The 14,293-nt window shown below is 62.3% G+C and carries 15 protein-coding genes and 1 pseudogene; 9 read left to right on the plus strand and 7 right to left on the minus strand.

Annotated elements, in window-relative coordinates:
• The 5 genes from ACN4F8_RS10275 to ACN4F8_RS10295 all read left to right on the plus strand — a co-directional run.
• On the plus strand, window positions 1–180 hold a 180-nt coding region (locus tag ACN4F8_RS10275; RefSeq protein ID WP_419473500.1), incomplete at its 5' end, for an efflux RND transporter permease subunit.
• A gap of 568 nt (window positions 181–748) precedes the next feature.
• Window positions 749–1,177 carry an Hg(II)-responsive transcriptional regulator gene (gene merR / locus ACN4F8_RS10280; RefSeq protein WP_419473501.1) on the plus strand — a complete coding sequence of 143 codons (429 nt, stop codon included), beginning with the start codon at window positions 749–751 and terminating at the stop codon, window positions 1,175–1,177.
• Window positions 1,178–1,254: 77 nt separating this feature from the next.
• Window positions 1,255–1,626 (plus strand): mercuric transporter MerT family protein, encoded by a 372-nt coding sequence (locus tag ACN4F8_RS10285; RefSeq protein WP_419473502.1) that lies wholly within the window; start codon window positions 1,255–1,257, stop codon window positions 1,624–1,626.
• A gap of 7 nt (window positions 1,627–1,633) precedes the next feature.
• A complete protein-coding gene (gene merP, locus ACN4F8_RS10290) occupies window positions 1,634–1,915 on the plus strand; it encodes a mercury resistance system periplasmic binding protein MerP (protein WP_419473503.1) in 282 nt (93 codons plus the stop codon).
• Window positions 1,912–2,133, plus strand: coding sequence for a GDCCVxC domain-containing (seleno)protein (locus ACN4F8_RS10295; protein WP_419473504.1), 222 nt, complete (start codon window positions 1,912–1,914; stop codon window positions 2,131–2,133). The genes merP and ACN4F8_RS10295 overlap by 4 nt, the downstream gene beginning before the upstream one ends.
• A 255-nt stretch (window positions 2,134–2,388) precedes the next feature.
• Here the strand turns inward: ACN4F8_RS10295 and ACN4F8_RS10300 are convergent, their stop codons facing one another.
• Window positions 2,389–2,598, minus strand: coding sequence for a hypothetical protein (locus ACN4F8_RS10300; protein ID WP_419473505.1), 210 nt, complete (start codon window positions 2,596–2,598; stop codon window positions 2,389–2,391).
• Between the two features lie 194 nt (window positions 2,599–2,792).
• Here ACN4F8_RS10300 and ACN4F8_RS10305 point away from each other — a divergent pair, with 194 nt between their 5' ends.
• From ACN4F8_RS10305 to ACN4F8_RS10315, 3 genes are all read left to right on the plus strand, one after another.
• Window positions 2,793–4,178, plus strand: a complete 1,386-nt coding sequence (locus ACN4F8_RS10305) for an FAD-containing oxidoreductase (protein ID WP_419473506.1) — start codon at window positions 2,793–2,795, stop codon at window positions 4,176–4,178.
• A gap of 101 nt (window positions 4,179–4,279) precedes the next feature.
• Window positions 4,280–4,759 (plus strand): putative sulfate/molybdate transporter, encoded by a 480-nt coding sequence (locus ACN4F8_RS10310; RefSeq protein WP_419473507.1) that lies wholly within the window; start codon window positions 4,280–4,282, stop codon window positions 4,757–4,759.
• A 309-nt stretch (window positions 4,760–5,068) separates the two neighbouring features.
• Window positions 5,069–5,794, plus strand: coding sequence for a DUF4158 domain-containing protein (locus tag ACN4F8_RS10315; protein ID WP_419473508.1), 726 nt, complete (start codon window positions 5,069–5,071; stop codon window positions 5,792–5,794).
• Between the two features lie 288 nt (window positions 5,795–6,082).
• Here ACN4F8_RS10315 and ACN4F8_RS10320 read toward each other — a convergent pair whose 3' ends face one another.
• From ACN4F8_RS10320 to ACN4F8_RS10345, 6 genes and pseudogenes are all read right to left on the minus strand, one after another.
• Window positions 6,083–6,562, minus strand: a complete 480-nt coding sequence (locus tag ACN4F8_RS10320; RefSeq protein ID WP_419473509.1) for a hypothetical protein — start codon at window positions 6,560–6,562, stop codon at window positions 6,083–6,085.
• Window positions 6,563–6,928: 366 nt separating this feature from the next.
• Window positions 6,929–7,252 (minus strand): OmpA family protein, encoded by a 324-nt coding sequence (locus ACN4F8_RS10325; RefSeq protein ID WP_419473510.1) that lies wholly within the window; start codon window positions 7,250–7,252, stop codon window positions 6,929–6,931.
• A 271-nt stretch (window positions 7,253–7,523) separates the two neighbouring features.
• A pseudogene (locus ACN4F8_RS10330) lies at window positions 7,524–7,688 on the minus strand (IS110 family transposase); the annotation flags it as partial.
• A gap of 38 nt (window positions 7,689–7,726) precedes the next feature.
• Window positions 7,727–8,023, minus strand: a complete 297-nt coding sequence (locus tag ACN4F8_RS10335) for an integrase core domain-containing protein (protein WP_419473511.1) — start codon at window positions 8,021–8,023, stop codon at window positions 7,727–7,729.
• A 31-nt stretch (window positions 8,024–8,054) separates the two neighbouring features.
• Complete coding sequence (locus ACN4F8_RS10340) at window positions 8,055–8,465, minus strand: response regulator (RefSeq protein ID WP_419473512.1); 411 nt, start codon at window positions 8,463–8,465, stop codon at window positions 8,055–8,057.
• Complete coding sequence (locus ACN4F8_RS10345) at window positions 8,462–10,066, minus strand: GAF domain-containing protein (RefSeq protein WP_419473513.1); 1,605 nt, start codon at window positions 10,064–10,066, stop codon at window positions 8,462–8,464. The genes ACN4F8_RS10340 and ACN4F8_RS10345 overlap by 4 nt, the downstream gene beginning before the upstream one ends.
• A gap of 678 nt (window positions 10,067–10,744) precedes the next feature.
• Between ACN4F8_RS10345 and ACN4F8_RS10350 the strand changes: the two genes are divergently transcribed.
• The gene (locus tag ACN4F8_RS10350; protein ID WP_419473514.1) at window positions 10,745–13,795 is read left to right on the plus strand and encodes a transglycosylase domain-containing protein; all 3,051 of its coding nucleotides are present in this window, start codon (window positions 10,745–10,747) and stop codon (window positions 13,793–13,795) included.
• The last annotated feature ends 498 nt before the right edge of the window (window positions 13,796–14,293 follow it).

Consider the following 14,293-nt stretch of genomic DNA (forward strand, 5'->3'; position numbering starts at 1 on the left):
GCGACCATCGTGGCCGGGCTGCTGCCGCTGTTCTGTGGCATGGGCACCGGCAGCGAGGTGATGCAGCGCATCGCGGCACCCATGATCGGCGGGATGATCAGCGCACCGCTGCTTTCGCTGCTGGTGGTGCCGGTGGTCTATCGGTTGATGCGGCGGCAGCGCCAAGCTTCCACTCTTTAGGAGCTCGATGGGAACGCAGAATGCTTCTAGGCAACACGCCTGCATGAAATCCATGTGCAGACCGAACTGGGAACGCATATTCCAGCGAGGGGGCTGCCCGCGACTTCTGCGGAAAGACCGCTGTCGGGGGCGCTGCCGCCGTTCTCGATACAGCCAGCAATCGACCAGTGATAGCCCCTTTCAACTGTTCAAGCCCTTGAGGGCGAATGTCCGAGACCGTCTTGAGACCACGGACACGTAAAAATTACATGCGTATTGGACTGGCAATGGACCTCAGCGAAGTTGTTCCCCGAGAACTGCAAAGATGTCAGGTCTGCACTCGATCTCGTGACAGCACGCCACATAGCCAATGGCTTGGCAATCGACCAGCAGAGAGTGACGGCGATGCATGAGTCCCTCGAAGAACCACTTGTAGCGGCGTTTAGCGAGTTCGACATTGGCTTGTCTGTATTCGCTCAGCCGGAGGTGCATGGACACCGCAGACAAACCGCAGCGCCGAGCATCGATCAGCAGGGCTCGCAGCTTGGACTGCGCTATGCTGGAACCGTAGCTAACTACGGAGCATCGAATGAACCTGCACAACGATCACCTGACCATTGGCGAGTTTGGTGCCCTTGCCGGCGTCAATGTGGAAACGATCAGGTTCTATCAGCGCAAGACGCTGCTGTCCGAGCCACCGCGGCAGGCCGGGAGCATCCGCCGCTATGGCGCTGCCGACGTTGAAAGGCTGCGCTTTATCAAGTCCGCGCAGAGTGTGGGGTTCAGCTTGGATGAAGTCGGGGAGCTTCTGAGGCTTAAGGATGGTGCCCAATGCAAGCAGGCAAGCGCCCTTGCAGAAGCGAAACTTGTCGAGATCCGAAGGAAGTTAGCGGAGTTGGCGCGCATGGAATTGGCTCTGTCCGGCCTGGTGAAGGCTTGCCGCGTTGGTCGGGGCAAAGTGGCTTGCCCCCTGATCGCTTCCTTTCATGCACCGACCGAAACCAGTAGCTCTGAATGAGCCCAGGTCCGCTGGAGTGACCATCCCGAGCCAATGGCCTTGACTCCGTAGCCTAGTACGGCCTTAGTCTTGGCAGCATGAAAACCGAGAAACCGCCGACACAGGGAGCTACGAGCTCCGCATCACCTGTGCTTGGGGCAGCGATCTTTGCCGCCTTTCTGGCCTCTCTTTGCTGCGTTGCCCCACTTGTACTGGTCTTAATTGGCGTGTCAGGCGCCTGGATAGGACAGATCGCTGCCTTCGAGCAGTACCAGCCCATCTTCCTTGCGATAGCCGTTCTGGCCCTCTTCATGGCCTGGCGCAAGATTTGGCGCGCACCTGTGTGCGAGGACGATCGCGCCTGTGCCACGCCAGAGGGCAAGCATGCCCAGAAAGCTGTTTTCGTGATGGGGGTGATCCTCCTCCTCGTCGTTCTTGGATTTCCTCTTGTCGCCCCACTGTTCTATTGAGGTTTACATGAAAACCGCACTCTTTCTTCTCGCGCTCGTCGCAGCTGGTCGTGCTTTCGCCGACACCCAGACCGTCACCTTGTCTGTACCCACAATGAGCTGTGCGTCTTGCCCCGTGACGATCAAGGCCGCGCTATCAAAGGTGCCTGGCGTCGCCTCCATCAAGAGCGACCTCGCCAAGCGGCAGTCGACTGTGGTGTACGACGACACCAAGGTAGATGTGGCGACCCTTTCGAGGGCCACTGAAAACGCCGGCTTCCCATCAACACCCGTGAAGGTGGCCAAGTGACATCGAAGCCGGAACTGATCTCCGTGTTGACCTGCCCAAGCTGCGGACACGCGAAGGTCGAGACCATGCCCACGGATGCGTGTCAGTGGTTCTACGACTGCGAGGGGTGCGGCGCAGTACTAAAGCCAAAGGCCGGCGACTGCTGCGTCTACTGCTCCTACGGCACCGTTGCGTGTCCCCCGGTACAGGCGAGCGGGTCCAAAGGCTGCTGCGGCTGATATCAGCACGACAGACCCATAGTCTGACCACTTACACACGAACCCCGGGAATGACCATGAAGAACTGTATGGATGGAATGAGCGGAATGGGCTTGATGATGGCGCCAACGGTGCTGATTTTGCTTTTGGCTCTGCTTGGCCTGGTACTTGGCACAGGGGTGCTACTAAGACAATTCCGGAAGAGCTGACTATTTCAGGCAATGCGGGCCACCCTCTCCCGCGCCACCTTCTCCCGCGCCGCCCCGATCTCGACATTCACCATGCTGGACATGGGTGAGAGCTGCTGCCGGTGGTGGCGAACGACTTCACCTTGTCCCCCAGTGCTGCAAACTCCCGATATGCAGAGGGGATCACCTGCCAGCAGGAATATTGCGCCTGCAGGAAACTCCGCGGAATCAGGCAATGGGCATTAGGGTCGAACTTGTCCATGTAGGTCGTTCCGTCCAGCAGCACGTTCACCACCATCGTGCCGCCTGGCACAAGGTAAATCTACCGCTCGAATTGCCGGTCGAAAAACTCAACACTGCGGTTGGTGCCCATGGGTGTCTCTCTAGTGGATTCCGACGCGCAGGACAGGCCGCGCCTGAATGGGTCGACAGCACCTATACCCAAGGTACATGATCAACAGGGTCGTTTACACCAATCCAGAGATCCCCCGCATGCCCAAGGAAGTTTTTGATGCCATCGTCGTCGGCGCTGGCCAGGCAGGCCCCGCCCTGGCCGCGCGCTGTGCCCGCGATGGGCTGCGCACCGCCGTGATCGAGCGCCATCTTTTCGGTGGTACCTGTGTGAATGTGGGCTGCGTGCCCACCAAGACCCTGGTGGCTAGCGCGCGTGCCGTGCGCCAGGCGCAGCGCGGCGCCGAGTACGGCTTTGATGCGGGCGACATCCGGGTGAACATGGCGCGGGTGAAGGCGCGCAAGGAAGGCATCGTGCTGCATTCGCGCAAGGCGGTGGAGGCATGGATGCGTGGCCTCGCCCACACCGAGGTGATCACCGGCGAGGCGCGCTTCGTGGCGCCGGCCACGCTGGAGGTGAATGGCCGTCAGCTGACCGCTCCGCGCATCTTCCTCAACGTGGGTGGACGCGCGGTGCGCCCGGAACTGCAGGGCATCGACGACGTGCCCACCCTGGACAACGTGTCGATCATGGAGCTGGCGACCGTGCCCGAGCACTTGGTCATTGTGGGCGGCAGCTACATCGGCCTAGAGTTCGCGCAGATGATGCGCCGCTTCGGCGCCCAGGTGACGGTGGTGGAGCGCTCGGCGCGTCTGCTGCCGCGCGAAGACACCGACGTGTCGGACGGCATTCGCGAGATTCTTCAGGCGGAAGGTGTGCGCTTCGAGCTGGAGGCCGATTGCCTGTCGCTGGCGCCGACCGCCGGTGGCATCGCGGTGGGCGCGCAGTGCGCCAGCGAAAGTGCACCCATCGTTGCCAGCCATGTGCTGCTGGCCGTGGGCCGCCGGCCCAACACCGACGGGCTTGGCCTGAAACACGCCGGCATCCGCATGGACGCCAAGGGCTACATCGAGGTGGACGATCAGTGCCGCACCAGCGCAGCGGGTGTGTGGGCGGTGGGTGATTGCAACGGCAAAGGCGCCTTCACCCACACCGCCTGGAACGACCACGAGATCGTGGTGGCCAACCTGTTCGACAACGACCCGCGCCGCATCTCGCACCGCATCCCTTGCTATGCGCTCTTCATCGACCCGGCGCTGGGCCGCATGGGCATGTCCGAGACCGAAGCCCGCGCGAGCGGGCGGCGGGTGTTGATGGGCAAGATGCCGATGCAGAAGGTGGGCCGTGCGCGCGAAGCGAGTGAGACCCAGGGCTTCATGAAGGTGCTGGTGGACGCCGACACACGGCTTCTGCTGGGCGCGGCCATCCTCGGCCTCAACGGCGACGAAGTGGTGCACAGTCTGCTGGACCAAATGGCCGCTGGACAGCCTTGCGACGTGATGGCACGCACTGTGCACATCCACCCTACGGTGTCGGAGCTGCTGCCCTCGCTGCTGCAGCAGTTGAAGCCACTGGACGGGCACTGAGGGCGCTTCACGGCATCAGCCTTTGCCGCTTGTTCCCCATCAAGACTCCATGAATCCATCCTCCTGAGTCCGGCGCTCGGCGATACCGCAAAAGCGTCCTCATGACGACCGCCACCGAGCCCAGCGAAGCCTTGTCCGCACCACAGCCCTTGTCGGATGCCTCCTGGAGCGGCGACCCGGGCACCTTGCAGCCGTTTCTGGTCGGCTTAATCGTGGTCGCCGGCGTGCAGCCCTCCTCCATCCTGCTGGTCTTCGGCTTGAGTCTTGTCATAGTGGGTTTGCGCTTTGGCGTGCCTATGCCGGTGCAGCCCATGAAGGCGGTAGGCGCAGCGGCGCTGGGCCACACGGTGGTGGTTACCAACGACATGCCGGCGGTGTTGGCCTTGACGGCCCTGATTACCGGCGCGTTCTGGTTGATTGCCGCGTGGAGTCGCCTGGCGCGCTGGCTGGCATGGCACGTCTCGCGCGATGTGATCCACGGCGTCGTGCTCGGTCTGGGGTCATCTCGGTTTTTTGGGAATCGTCGACAAAATCCGAAAACGACCCGAAACCTGTACGCCGGGTTCCACTACCTCCAGTGACAGTTCAAGTGGATCGGCGTCGTCATCGTGGTGCTGGGCGATTCACAGCTGACTAGTTGGTCAAGCGGACTCGCCGGGCGTCTGCGGCCCAGTGCCCGTATAGTGACTCGCAATCCAGTCTTTGGAGGCGCGATGGCGAGCTACCGGTACAAGTTCCTCGGCAAGCAACAGCTTCCCTCAAAGATGACGGAGGCATAGGCGATCGAGCACTGCAGGCTCAGCGACGAGCAGCTCGCAGCGATCCCCATCGTCAGCCGCGTCGATGACGATGGCAACGCTAAGCGCGGGCGGCCGCCTCTAGATTTGCGCTTGGGCTACGCCCTCCAGCTCATGTTTCTTGGACTGACTGGCAGGTTGGCCGGCGTGACGGACAGCTTTCCGGCCAACATGGTCAAGGTGCTGGCCAACCAATTGGGGACTGATGCCACGGCCATCGCGACCATCAAGTCGATCTACCGTGGCAAGGCCGGTCCCCAGGCGGAAGGTTCCGTCGAACGCCGGTTGCGCGAGCAGCGCACCTGGGCACGGCAGACGCTGGGGTTTGAGGTCTTTGCGCCTGAAATAGAAAGGGAGCTGGCCGCCACGCTCACCATGCGCGCACGGGACGCAGCGAGTCAGGCCGAGTTGGTGACCTTCGCCGAGGAATGGCTCTACGAGCGCAGGATCGTCCTGCCCGGCGTCTCGACGCTGGAGGACCGAGCCAATGCGGCCTTCCGCGCGATCGAAACCCTCGCGATGGAGGTCATCAACGGCGCGATCAAGCCGGCCCCGACCTCCATCCGAGACCTCCCGCCGCGTGCTGGAGACGCAGATCGTGGAGGTCATCTGCTTCTTGAAGGCCACGTCATTTTCCAGCGCCAGAACCATTCGATGGACTACGAAGGTGTGGGCACCGGGCTGGCGCTGGTGCACCGCATCACCGAGCGCCACAGTGGCCGTATCTGGTGCGATACAGCGCCCAGCCAGGGCTGCACCTTCTACCTGGAGCTACCCACGCCCGAGCAGGCCGACTTCCAAACCGACGTCCCGGTTTAAATAAGGGACGCACTGTGAAGCCGGCATCCTCGCTGGGCGCCCAACTTGGCTGACGCAGAGCCGCCGTGGCGCTCGCGATGGTGTTCACATCGGCCAGCCCCGTGATCTGGCGCCTCGAGATCCTGATTTATTGACTGGGTGAGGCATTGTTTTCCAGTCTCCCGGACTTGGTGCACCTTCCTCCAGTTCAGTACGCTGGCATTGCTTTTCCACAAAGATCGGCGATGAGCCGCGCTGCGACCTTGCACCACCACTTGAAGATCCCTAACTCGCGCACCTGTGTCCGGTTCAAAGTGCAGTGATGTCTGTCTGCACTGGCCAAAGCAAGGCACCAAATGCGGATCTTTGTGTTGCCGCATCGAACTCGTGATTCAACACCAGCGCGTAGCGGCCCGGACCCGACGCACATAAGCGGTAACCATCGCGCACCGCCTCTTGTGTGATGTCACGGACCTGCGGCGTGCGCAGGCGCCAGGCTTGCACTTCAGGAACGCTCACGCGCAAGGTGACGCAGAACCCGCGCTTCATATTGGACGCCACCACCAGCCGCTGCTGGGCACTCCAGTTGCCAGTGGACTCTGCGACCAGGGATACGGGGTACCTGTTTTCCAACACGCGCAGGACGCTCGGGATGACGATACGAAATTCCTGACCTGCACTGGCGCTTCCCGAGCCAACCAGCACGCTTTCGCCGATGCTGGTCGCAGGAAACAGCAGCAAGGCACAGGCAGCCAGTGCGGATACGAGGGAATGTTTTGCGATGTGCATGACTCACTCTTGGTCCTGGTTCAGAAGATACGCCCCCTACGGGGTGAAGGCATCATCGGTGTCCTTCCACAAAAGGTATTCACTGCGCTCGACCGCAAGGCTATTCATCCAGCGACGGGCGAACCCGTGGTGCTGAGCCAATCACGGCAAGCAGCCGCTGCGCTGGGCAATAGCGTCATGTACCCATAATCCACGAATTGAATGTTGCCAGCCACCATATATTGTGGATACCCCATTCGAACAAGCCCAAGCTCTCGAATCGCCTGTGCGGCCCGGTATGTCCAGTTGTGGATCGGGGGGGGGTGTTCCAGATTGAACCGTCCCACGGCAGATTGACGGCTCCAACAGGGCAATTGGGCAGTTTGTTCAGCGTGTGCCGATCACTTCCACGTCGACGCGGCGATCGGGCTGCAGGCAGGCAGGCCACGAGCGCGGTGATGCGCTGGATGCCCTTACAGTCTTACGGTCTTGCAGGCGCGTCACCGGCTGAGTGTCGCCCTTGCCGACAGCCGAGATCTTCGCTCCATCCAGGCGAGCGGAAGTCACGAGGTGATTTTTCACCGCCGCGGTGCGCTGTTCCGGCTGTTTCTGGTTGTAAGCGTTCGAGCTCAGGCGGTCGGTGTGTCCCTCCACACGGATCGAGTCAAACGTGGCGCCCGCCAGATCGCGGGCAAACTTGTCGAGCGCCATCCGACCTTCAGGCTTCACGGTGTCCGCGTCAAAGCCGAACAACGATTCGGCAGAAAGGCTCACGCGCTTGGGCGGGATCACCGCAGGGGCAACTGGCGCCGGTTGGGGGCCTGAACGACGATGGGAGCCGGCGCCGGTGGCGCGACCATAACCATGGACTCTGGCGCCGCGGCACGCTGAATCGGTTGGGGCGTCGGCCCCCGAACCGGTACACCAAGCCCACCGACACCATGTCGATGTCGCCCTTGTTGCCGATGGCGTCGTTCCAGCAGTAGGGCTTGACGAACTGCGGAGCCATCAGGCGCACGGTGTGCCCCATTGCCTGCAGCGTGCGGGCCCAGTGGTGATCGCTACCGCAAACCTCCATGCCCGTCAAACACGGAGGCTCGTTGACGAAGAATGTCGCCATCTGGTCCCGGCGCAGCTGCTTCTTCACGAGCACCTGATCTTGCCCCCCGTAGTTACAGACACGGCCTATACGCAATGTAGCGTCGGTTGATCAGGTTGAGCGTGGCGTGACTGCTCAACCCGTTGCCGCCTGAACTCGCACGGCGATTTCATCCTCAAGCTCGAGTGTGGGTGGACCTCATTGAAGTGCTCGAACGCCGCTGGCAGCTGCGTCAGGACAGTTCGGGCATCTCTTGACGCGCAGTTCAGCGCAGTAGAAGCCGCCGACTTCGTTGACTGTTTGCCCACTATGCTGTTTGACGAAGCGTTGAACTCCAAGTTTGCCGACAGATCGGCTCTTCTCAAAAACCAAACGACCCACAAGGTTCGCCCGCTGCATCAGCTACCCGGTGGGTCAACTCGACGGTGCATCGGAACTTTGTTCATTCGATTGAAAGAGCAACGTTGCTACGGCGGCAGTCAGAGGCTTCACCAAAAATCCAGCGATCAGCGGAATTCTTTTGGCCTCATTAACATCATCGGACCAGTTCGAAGAGCTGAGCACGAAGAGGCTGAAGAGTGCGCGCGGCTTGAGGCGCCCCGCAAGCGTTCGGGCCACTTCAAATCCGTTGATCTGCGACATGTTGATGTCCAGCAGGACACAAGTGGGCACCGAGATCTGGTCCTGCAACAAATAAGCCAGAGCTTCTGCAGGTTGCTCAAAAACAAGCAATTCACCGTTGAAGCCGGCTTTCTCCAGAGCGATACTGTGAAAGAAGTTGTCGGTCTCGTTGTCATCGATGAGCAGTACACGTTCGAATTTCACGGAAGATCCCCCTGCGGCAGTAAAAAGGTCTGCCGAGGCCAACCCTCTGGTGTCTTGTCCTCTTGCAGCCATCCGCCGTGCAATGAAGCAATGTGCCGCGCAATCGCCAGCGACAGCGGCAACCCCCTGGCGCTCACGGCCTTTGCGTCCAAGTGGGTGCCTTGCTCAGTCACTAGGGAACTCTGCGGCATCAAGATGCTTCGATCGGTGATGGACAGCCGAGCCGTGGCGTTGTCGAAATTCAAGCTCAATTCCATGTGTGCAGGTCTCGCAGCAGTGCACCGCAGAAGATACTCGATCGCACACCGCAAACCCAGTTCGAATGCGTTCGCGTCCACTACCAGCTCTCCCCCCACATTCAGATTCAGCTGGGCCTGTCGCTGCGCAATCGGGTCTTTCAGCAGCTCCATACTTTGCAGAACCATCGCTCGGACCGAGTGGCGACGTTTATCCAGTCCGTGTGCTTCCAGTTCTCCGAGCAGCCGCATGTCTTCCAGCAATCGAGCCAAGCGCTTTCCGGCAAGGGCGATGTAGCCCAGACACCGTTCCTCCAAGGGTTCCAGCTTGCCGTCGAGCTGCTCAATCAACATGGGCGTGGCGTTGTTGATGGCATTCACCGGTTCCTTGAGGTCGTGCGAGACAGCCTGCAAGAATCTGTCTCGCGCAGCTCGACGCCTGTCCATCCCCGCCACGTGCTCGCGCAGTTCATCGGCTTGCTGGGTCAATTCGGTGATGTCACGGGATTGTTCGACCACGCCCCGCACCTCACCATCTTCGCCGCGCGCCGGGATGAGACGTACCTCCATGCGGCGCAGCCCTACGCCTGGGTAATCCTGGGCTAGGCTGAGCCGGGCCTCCTGTCCAGCGAGCGCTTGATCGATTCCGGCCTTGATGACATCCTCATAGATCCGACGCCCGACCAGTTGACCGACGTGTGTGTCTATAAGGCTCGCGCGCGGTCGGCCCCAGTGAGTCTCGTAGGCTGGATTGACATACTGGAACCGGTGCTGCGAATCGATGAAGGAGCACATATCGCGCCCCTCATCGAGAACGCTCTTGATGGTCCAGACGTCCTTTTGTGCCGATTTCGGAATCGGGCTCAATTTGCGCTGGCTGGGCCCATCATTCTCGATCAGATTCATCGCTAGATCGGCCAAGTTCTGCAGTTGACGCATTTGCTGCGGCAGGAGCTCACGTTGTCGGCTATCCAACACGCACACAGCGCCTAGAACATGACCATCTGACGTCGTGATCGGTGCGCCTGCGTAGAAGCGGATCACACCGCTGGATACGAGAGGGAAGTCCGAAAAGCGCGGGTCCTGTGGGGCATTGCTGACCACAAACACCCTCTTGGAGTCCATGATCGTGTGCGCACAGATGGCTTCGCTGCGTGGGGTCTCGGTGAGCGTCACACCGTGGCGCGACTTGAACCATTGGCGGTCAGCGTCGATCAATGAAATCAGCCCCATGGGCATGTCGCAGATGTTGGCGGCGAGTTCGGTGATGTCGTCGTACAGCTTCTGCGGTGGCGTATCCAGAACCTGAAAATCCCGAAGCGCTGCCAGGCGTTGCACTTCGTTCTGAGGGGTTGGGAAGGACATGCGAACTCCTGCTGACAATCTACTACCGATTGAGGAAATACGCTTGGAATTTGAGCGCCACGCCGCATGGCGAGGAAAGTTTTGCCAACTCTGGCACGGAAAAGTCAATAAAGACTCTAGGTTCCACTTGCGGTGTTCATGCCCTCTTTCAGGTTGTTTCCTGCGCGTGCGGAGGTGAGCAGGTTGAGCCGCAGGCTTTGCGGTGGAGATCAGTGATGTGTTGCGTCCTCATCTCCGCAGCCAGGTCGGTCTGTTCCCGCAAAGTTGACGTGTAGGAAGGCCCCATCTCCAGCGCGCGCTGCTTGATGCCCACGTTCGTGGCTGACGGTGATCGATTGGCCACACATCCTGTTCAGTGATCAGCTCGGCTACGTCAACACCAAGGACGCCGGATTGGTGTCTGCGTCATGTAGATCAAAATTAAGTGAGGTGCTGTCTTTGTCGTCGAAGCCCTCAGGCAGGCCGTTCTGTGATCGCTTTCTCGTTGCTCTGTTGCCGGTCGGTTCCCAGTCGCCACCCGTCCATGCCATGCGTGACACAGGCCCTGCACAGGGACAAGATGGAGACCACCGAGGACCAATGTGCGGCACCATTTGGACCGGCATCGGCTGCCTTCTCGATACTTCGCCGGCATGCGTACAGGATCTCTCGGGGTGCTTTTCAGCAATGGGGCACACAATGTTCGATCAACGCATCGGGGAGAAACCGCACACGGCACGCATCGGCGACTCACCGGGGTACCAGGCTCCGACCGGCTTTCGCCTGCCGTGGCAGTTGGTCCTGCTGATCGTCTGCGCAGTCGCCGCGATGCTGTTGCGGCGCGAGATCCAGACCTCTTACTGGCAGGCACGCGAACTCAGCGGCTACGCCCACACCCTGAGACACCACGTCGCCCCCGGTCCCGCAGACCACATCCGGTTCCCGGTGCAAGGCCCGTTCGACGAGCGCATGGGCTACGCCGGCATTCCCACCTTCACCACACGCCTGCAGGAGCGCGGCTTCGAGATCGCGGAGCAGTCGCGCCAGGACGACGCCCTGCGGTCCCACCTGGAACGCGGCTGGTTTGCCCCCTACGCGGAGAAGACCCACACGGGCCTGACGGTGCTCGATTGCAGCCGCGAATCGCTGCACGCCTTTCGCTACCCCTACCGGCGCTTCGAGAGCTTCGAGAGCATGCCGCCGGTGCTGGTGCAGGCCCTGCTGTTCATCGAAAACCGCGATCTGCTCGACCCCGAACGCCCGCAAATGAACCCAGCGGTGGACTGGGTGCGCTTCACGCGCGCGGTGCTCGTGCAGCTGGGCAGCCACATCGATTCCGACATCGACACGCATGGCGGCAGCACGCTGGCCACGCAGATCGAGAAGTACCGCCATTCGCCCGGCGGCATCACGCACGACGCGCGCGAGAAGCTGCGGCAGATGGCCTCGGCCTCGGTGCGGGCCTACCAGCAGGGCACCGACACGCTGCCGGTGCGCCAGCAACTGGTGCTGGACTACCTGAACACGGTGCCGCTGTCGGCCGCGCCGCGCCACGGCGAAGTGCACGGCCTGGGCGATGGCCTGTGGGTGTGGTTCGGCACCGACTTCGAAGGAGCCATGGTCGCACTCTCGGGCTCCGGCGCCGAGGCGCAAGATCCAGCGGCCCGGGCCCTGGCATTGCGCCAGGCGGTGGCGCTGATGATCGCCCACCGCCGGCCCTCGTGGTACCTCGCGCAAGGCCGGCAGGACCTCGACCGCGCCACCGACGCCCACCTGCGCCTGCTGACGGAGGCGGGCATCATCGATGCCGCCTGGCGCGACGCCGCCCTGCGGCAGACGCTGGTGTTCCGCGACATGGTGAAGAACCCGCCGCTGCAACCCTCCCCCGCGAGCAAGGGCACAACCGCCGTGCGCACCAAACTGGCCGGCCTGCTCGGCACTTCGCTCTACAGCCTGGACCGGCTCGACGCCCAGGCCAGCACCACGCTGAACGGAAAGCTGCAGGAAGCGGTCAGCGCCTACCTCGGGCGCCTGACCGATCCGGCCTTCGCCAGCTCGCAGGGACTGATGGGCGAGCGCCTGCTGCAACCTGACATCCTGGGCGGGGTGCGCTACAGCTTCACCCTGCTGGAAAGCACACCGCAGGGCAACCTGGTCCGGGTGCAGACCGACACCACCCAGCAGCCGCTGGACATCAACGAAGGCAGCAAGCTGGAGCTGGGCTCCACCGCCAAGCTGCGCGTGCTGGCGACCTACCTCGAACTGGTGGCCGAGCTGCACGGCCGACTGGCTCTGCTGGAGCCCGCAGCGCTGAAGGCCACCGAAGTCAGCCCGCAGGACAGTCTGAGCCGCTGGGCAGTGCAATACCTGTCGGGCCCGAACGACCGCAGCCCGGGCGCGATGCTGGAAGCCGCGATGGAACGGCGTTTTTCTGCCAGCCCGCACCAGCAGTTCTTCACCGGGGGCGGCCTGCACAGCTTCCACAACTTCAACCGCAAGGACGACACGCGCCAACCCACGTTGCGCGAGTCCATGCAGGCCTCCATCAACCTGCCCTTCGTGCGCCTGCTGCAGGAGATCGTGCGCCACACCATCTACCAGGGACCCGGCGGCACCGCGCGGCTGCTGGAGGACAACCTCGATCCGCGCCGCCAAGCCTACCTGGCCCTGTTCGCCGACCGCGAAGGCCAGGCCTTCCTGCGCCGCTTCTGGCGCAAGACCGACAACCGCACCCCGGCGGAACTGCGCGCCATGCTGCTCGACGGCCTGCGCCCCGGCGCAGACCGGCTGACCGCGGTGTTCCGCTACCTGGAGCCCACGGCGTCGCCCGAAGCCTTGGCCGCCTTCCTGTCGGCGCGCCTGGGCGACAAGGCTCCCACGGAGCCCCGTGTGGCCGAGTTGCACGCGCGCTTCGCGCTCGAAGCCTTCGACTTGCCGGACCGCGGTTATGTCGCCCGCGTGCACCCGCTGGAACTCTGGCTGGTGGCCTACCGCCTGCAGCATCCGCGCGCCACGCTCGGCGAAGCGATCGCCGCCAGCGCCACCGAACGCCAGGCGGTCTACCGGTGGCTGTTCCGCACGCGCGCCAAAGATGCGCAGGACGCGCGTATCCACACCATGCTGGAGGTGGAGGCCTTCCTGGAAATCCACCGCCGCTGGGCCCGCCTGGGCTACCCCTTCGGCCACCTGGTGCCTTCGCTGGCCACGGCGCTGGGCAGTTCCGGGGACCGGCCCGCCGCGCTGGCCGAGTTGATGGGCATCGTCGTCAATGGTGGTATCCGCCGGCCCACGCACCGCATTTCAGACCTGCGTTTCGCGCAGGGCACGCCCTGGGAAACCGCGCTGCGGCCCACGCCGTTGGTGGGTGAACGGGTCATGGCGCCCGAAGTGGCACAGACCTTGAAGAAGGCCTTGTCGGAGGTGGTGGAAGCGGGCACGGCCCGGCGGCTCGCCGGCAGCTTCCAGTCCGCCTCGGGGGACGACCTGTCGCCCGGCGGCAAGACCGGCACCGGCGACAACCGCGTTGTGGTGAACGGGCGCGGCGGCCTGGCCCTGAACCGCACCGCCACTTTCGTGTTCTACCTGGGGCCGCGGCATTTCGGCAGCGTGACCGCCTACGTGGTGGGATCGAACGCGGCCGACCACCGCTTCACCTCTGGTCTGCCGGTGCAGCTCCTGCGCTCGATGGCGCCGGTGCTGATGGCCCACCTCGAGGGCGGGCCCGGGAGCGGTTGTCCACGCGAGCCGTGATGCGCCAAGGTTGCCCTCGCGCCAGCAAGCCTTCCCAGCCCGTTTTTGAGTGGTCTGGCCTGAGCCGAGCTGCGTATGGGCTGTGTTTGATTCTCAGTCATCAACCAGCTTCAGTCAGTGAGCCATTGAATGATGCTGTATGCAAAAGAGGTCGAAGGAATGCATGAAGTGGAGGCGCACCGACTTAAAAGCCATTCTTCTTCTGGGCTATTTACTGACACTCAGGTGGACCCGACGTGAGTACCAAAAAGTCCTTCCATGCGTGACAAAATCCACCGTCGTTTCTGGCGCTGTGCCGTGGTTGAAGAGCATGGCGTTGAAGTCAAACGTGGCTTCCCAGTGATCACCCATATCAACCTGACCCACCAGGTCGAATGAGTCGCTGAGCACAGCGTCCACCGCCTCACCCGTTTGATACTGCCGACCCATGAAAGCACGTTCATCACCTAGGGTCGAGCTCCACTTGTTTCGCAAGGCTTCTTGTATACACATTCAAAC

Source organism: Hydrogenophaga sp., assembly GCF_048549895.1.
In the GTDB taxonomy this organism is placed as follows: Bacteria; Pseudomonadota; Gammaproteobacteria; order Burkholderiales; family Burkholderiaceae_C; genus Hydrogenophaga.